Below are 4666 nucleotides of genomic sequence, written 5' to 3'. Positions count from 1 at the left end.
CTCTAATTCCTTGAGCTCCAACGTGTAATTTGATACAATGACCATGGTGATTGGGAAGACGTCTCCGGTGATACTGTTAGAGCAGTAACACGACTTATGGAGGCGTCTTTTCCTTTCCTAGATAAACTTACATGGTCATTATATCGGTCAATGTCTGGACAATCTTAACCGTCAACTGACGGTCATATTAGATTAGCGGAAACACCCGACCTTTAGAAGGTCGAGCTTTTTAAAATTATCTTTTTATTGAAAACAGATCATATAAAAACGAAAGTGAAAATAGCAATGTCTAAACAAACTTCCGACTCGTCTTCTTCCCATCACAACTAAACACGATCTTTTTATCCTCGACGAACGTCTCCAGATGCACGTTTTTCCCCCAAAGCTGAACGACATGAGGCAGCGTGCGCTCCACGTACTTCAGATCGAGCTCCATACCCTCATACTCGTGGATCAAATAAAGCTCACCCACACGATTAAAATCCCCATCCTTAACCATCAAGCTCGGAAAACCGCCGTTCACTTTGGAATAAACGAGCTGATCACGAATGTTCTCCCAAGACTTATCTGTAATCTTCCACTCCGGCCCTTTTTTCTCGAAAATGTACAGATCCAGATCATTGACGAGATCCTTAGTCAAGTAGTTGCGGAGGAAGGAGATGTCGGAATCCAGCTCGCGAACCTCGAACATTTTTTCTCTGCCTTTGCCGGGCACGCGTCCGAAGCGTGCTTGCTCTTCCTTGGTAGGATTATCGAACCGCCGTTCGATATCCTCAAATATTTTCAATCCTAAATAATAAGGATTCAAAGTGTGCCGAGACGGCTGGACGACGGAGGAATTCAGCTTGGCGAATTCAATCGTCTCATCGCTAGTGAGATCAAGCTCGCGAATGATTCGCTGATGCCAGTAGGAAGCCCAGCCTTCATTCATAATCTTCGTCTCGATTTACGGCAAGAAGTAGTGCATCACATCGAGCAGCATGGACAGTATTTCCCACTGCCGATCCTGCAGCGTCGGCGAGTATTCCTTGTTGAACCACACGACATCCTTCTCAGGTCGTGGTGGGAAATGTTTGGCGTCAGCCGCTTGCGACTGAGCCGCCGATGCAACGGCAGCAGTCCGATTTCGGGGATCGGGTAATACTGTTGAAATGAACGAGTGGAAATTAGGAACGATCGCTTTGATCATGGTACAATTAGTAAAAGTTCACACGCAAAATCAGAAGGAGGTCGAACATTGTGTCAAATCCAGATGAGAAGAAAACCCATACCTATCAAGATTGGCTGACATGGGACGGATCTTGGGAGTTAATTAATGGCAAAGGATATAATATGTCTCCAGCTCCGACCTCATTGCATCAATTTATTGTAGGAGAGCTTCATTTCGCTCTACGTAATTTCTTCCAGAATCGGAGCTGCTATGTGTTCGTTGCTCCATATGATGTGTTCTTCAGCGAGAGTGAAGATTTTAAGGCACCTGATCACATCACGCAGCCCGATCTTTCGGTCGTTTGCTCAAAGGACCAAATATCCAAGAATGGCTGTCACGGTGCGCCAACTATAATCATTGAAGTACTTTCACCTTCCACTGCATTGAAGGACTTTAATGAGAAGTTTAACTTATATCAAAAGTATGGGGTGCAGGAATATTGGATAGTCGATCATGGGAATCGAACGGTTCATGTATATGCGCTACAGGATGGCAGTTACCAGGTGCGTCATTTATATACGGAGCAGGAAACGATCCAATCTATCGTCTTTAAAGATTTACAAGTGCCTATGAACATGCTGTTCAGACTATAATAACAAACACAATCAGCCGGCGAGATACACTTTCGACCGGTTATTTTTGTCCCCCGATATCAAAGCACCTTGGCGAGACGAAGCCTAGCCTTCGTTCATTATCTTCGTCTCGATTTGCGGCCAGTAAGGCGATTTATTAATGAGGATACGTATGAAGGTGAGATTAATAATCCATTAAGTCAGAATTTGTATACGTATGTAGGTAATAATCCATTAATTAGAGTTGATCCATCGGGTCATGTTTGGGAGACCATTGGTGATATTGTCGGTATTGGTTGGAGTGCCTATGAATTATGGGAAAAACCAAGTTGGGCTAATGCAGGATTCTTGACATATGATGTTGTAGCCGCATTTGTTCCTTTTCTACCTGGAAGTTTTTACTTCCGAATCGGCAAAAAAACATTCAGTAGTACCGAAGAATTAAGTTCTTATGTAAATAATTTAAGGAAAACGCAGAAACTCACATGGGATAGTCATAATAATAAATATATTAGGTAAAAATGTAACTTGGGACAAAAAAATAATTCAGGGTACAAAGAGTGGAGCGGCGAAATATAAGCCGGGTACGGATAACGAGACATTGGAGCGGTTAGCGTGGGATCAAGGGAAAATAGTAAAAAATGGAGATGGAAGTGTTTGGAAGATATTTGAGTTTAGTGAAGTTGTTGGCGCTCATAATGGAAAAGAAACGAAGTATGTTGTAGTTAAGGAAAGTGGTGGAACTATTCACGGTCATCCGATTAATGCAGAAGAAGCGAAAGGTTATCTGAAAAAAGCTAATTAGGATGTGAAATGATATGTTTGAGGACATCGATTTTACTCCCGGTCGAATAACCTATAACGAAACTTCGAATCCAAACTATATGTTTGAGGAAGATCTACTTCAGGTTAGCTATGATAATGAGGGGTACGTATTAGATCTGGGATGGTACGGTGAAGAATACGCCTTAATGGTAATTTATCAGTTGGATTGGGAAAAACCATTATTGGAGTTAAGGAGTAAAAATCAGAATGAACTGTATTCAATGGTGGAATACGGCGCTTCATTTGTTAGAGAGAAAATTATTTTGAATAATAAGTGATAAATTGATTCTTTTACCACATGCGAGTGTGATGACTCCATGTGGTTTTTTATTGCTTAAATATTTTACTCAATCCCTATTGACGTTTCGAAACGTCGATGCTATATTAACATCAAGACGTAATGATACGTCATTTTACTGGAGGGATATTTATGATCGGCTTAGAATACATCGTAAAGCTATACAACGGAACGTATAAGAAATTAGCTGAGAAGTTGGCTATTACACCATCAACGGTTACAGACTGGCTGAGTAAGCGTAGACCCATTCCAAAAGCCAAGCTAGAAGCCCTGTCTAAGCTATTCAATTTGGAAGTAGAATACTTTCAAAAAGAATTATCGAAAATAGAAGAGATCGAGCTGAGACTGGATTATTTGAATCGAATTTCTAAACGAGATTCGTTTGAAATACCCGACTATTTTACGGATAAGGAAGGAATTGAACATGAATACACAAGGTCAATTGATCCTTATCAGGAAGAGAAACGAATGATTTACAATGAATTGAAAATAGAGAAGATTATTCTTACGCTTCAAAGAGACTTATATCATGAACTTTCTAATCCCGAACAGGGTAATAAAGCGTATGAGATTCTGGAAAGGGCTTCAAACGTGATAAATGAATCTGTCTCCAGTGATCTGGATGCTGAGCGGCAACTGCAATGGGAGAGAAAGCACGATAAGCGTATTGAAGCCTTGCGTTCCATGATGTTTTTCATGGGTATTACAGGATTTTCAGTATGGGACGAAGAGGAAGAAAGCTTTCATAACGAATTGTTTAAGCTTCTGGAAAAGCATGATTTGCTGTGGATGAAAGATTAAGACAAGAAAAATTGAAGGGAGGTGATGATGTAGGCAAATTGTCTTTTCTTATAACATAGCTAATTTGATCCAGAATATTAATCCATCCAGAAAATAGAAAGAAGGAATTGAATGTTTGATACGGTTGCGATAAAAGCAAAACCGATTGACATAAGTTACCAATAATTATATTCTTGAACAGTACAAGTTAGGGTCGAGGGAAAGAAACCCTCCTTTTTTCGTACAATTTTTATACACCGAACTGTTGATCTATTGGTCCTAGGAGGAAACGTCATGAGTGAGTTTAGTCAAAGTTATCATTTACGCACCAGCGACAAAGAAGAGGCTGTATCCCTGCTAAAACGCTCTGGCAAACATGGATATGTATTTGATCCGACCAATGGCTGGGTATCTATTGTAATCGCAGATGGTGATTTCTCGGTTGACGAAGAGGTGATGGAGCAAAATACGGGCACCCTTGTTCATTATGTATACGCCGAAGATAATGGATGGGAACTTGTGGTCTACAACAAGAATAAACTCGTGTTTGATTACCATTGTGAATGGGAAGACGAACTCGTTATTAAAGCTGACAAGTTAGATTTAAACGTGATCCAAAACTTAATTGAGGAACAAGGAAACGCTGCCGACAACCTTGAATCGATTTTTGGTATCGAGGACATCGAGGAGTTGTTTGCACTCGAAACGCCTCCTGCTTATTTGATCGCAGACCGCTTAGGGATCGTAAACAATGCTTGGTTATCGTACGATAGTGTACATGACGACTCATCGTTTTTCCAAGGGGTAACTCAAATATAAATGAAACGATTAATGTCCGACATCGACAGAGTTTTATTTTAGGACGTGTCTGAAAACTCATCATTGAGTCAATTTGAAAATGGCAGCTACGTATACAAACGTCAGGAATGACGTGGCCAACTTGTCATAACGAGTAGCCACACGGCGAAAGTGTTTGATTTT

5 protein-coding genes and 2 pseudogenes are annotated in these 4666 nt (G+C 40.7%); 6 read left to right on the top strand and 1 reads right to left on the bottom strand.

Annotation, left to right across the window (positions count from 1 at the left end):
* Positions 1-289: 289 nt before the first annotated feature.
* Positions 290-1120, bottom strand: a pseudogene (locus AC2TDN_RS26270) (SpoVR family protein); the annotation flags it as partial.
* 119 nt (positions 1121-1239) lie between these two features.
* On the opposite strand from AC2TDN_RS26270, the gene AC2TDN_RS26265 reads away from it, so the two are divergent.
* From AC2TDN_RS26265 to AC2TDN_RS26240, 6 genes and pseudogenes are all read left to right on the top strand, one after another.
* A complete protein-coding gene (locus AC2TDN_RS26265) occupies positions 1240-1803 on the top strand; it encodes a Uma2 family endonuclease (protein ID WP_484690707.1) in 564 nt (187 codons plus the stop codon).
* A gap of 123 nt (positions 1804-1926) precedes the next feature.
* A pseudogene (locus tag AC2TDN_RS26260) lies at positions 1927-2046 on the top strand (RHS repeat-associated core domain-containing protein); the annotation flags it as partial.
* Between the two features lie 337 nt (positions 2047-2383).
* Positions 2384-2587 carry a hypothetical protein gene (locus AC2TDN_RS26255; RefSeq protein ID WP_484690706.1) on the top strand — a complete coding sequence of 68 codons (204 nt, stop codon included), beginning with the start codon at positions 2384-2386 and terminating at the stop codon, positions 2585-2587.
* 13 nt (positions 2588-2600) lie between these two features.
* Entirely contained in the window at positions 2601-2885 is a 285-nt protein-coding gene (locus AC2TDN_RS26250) for a hypothetical protein (protein WP_484690705.1), read from the top strand.
* Positions 2886-3037: 152 nt separating this feature from the next.
* Positions 3038-3706, top strand: coding sequence for a helix-turn-helix domain-containing protein (locus AC2TDN_RS26245; RefSeq protein ID WP_484690704.1), 669 nt, complete (start codon positions 3038-3040; stop codon positions 3704-3706).
* 273 nt (positions 3707-3979) lie between these two features.
* Complete coding sequence (locus AC2TDN_RS26240) at positions 3980-4504, top strand: hypothetical protein (protein ID WP_484690703.1); 525 nt, start codon at positions 3980-3982, stop codon at positions 4502-4504.
* The last annotated feature ends 162 nt before the right edge of the window (positions 4505-4666 follow it).

Source organism: Paenibacillus sp. Y660 (assembly GCF_057221575.1).
Note: the sequence above shows the minus strand (reverse complement) of the source record. Positions and strands in the feature narration are given on the sequence as shown.

Coding starts and splice junctions, on each gene's coding strand:
- AC2TDN_RS26245 (WP_484690704.1), top strand. CDS start 3,038: ATGATCGGCTTAGAATACATCGTAAAGCTATACAACGGAACGTATAAG.
- AC2TDN_RS26240 (WP_484690703.1), top strand. CDS start 3,980: ATGAGTGAGTTTAGTCAAAGTTATCATTTACGCACCAGCGACAAAGAA.
- AC2TDN_RS26250 (WP_484690705.1), top strand. CDS start 2,601: ATGTTTGAGGACATCGATTTTACTCCCGGTCGAATAACCTATAACGAA.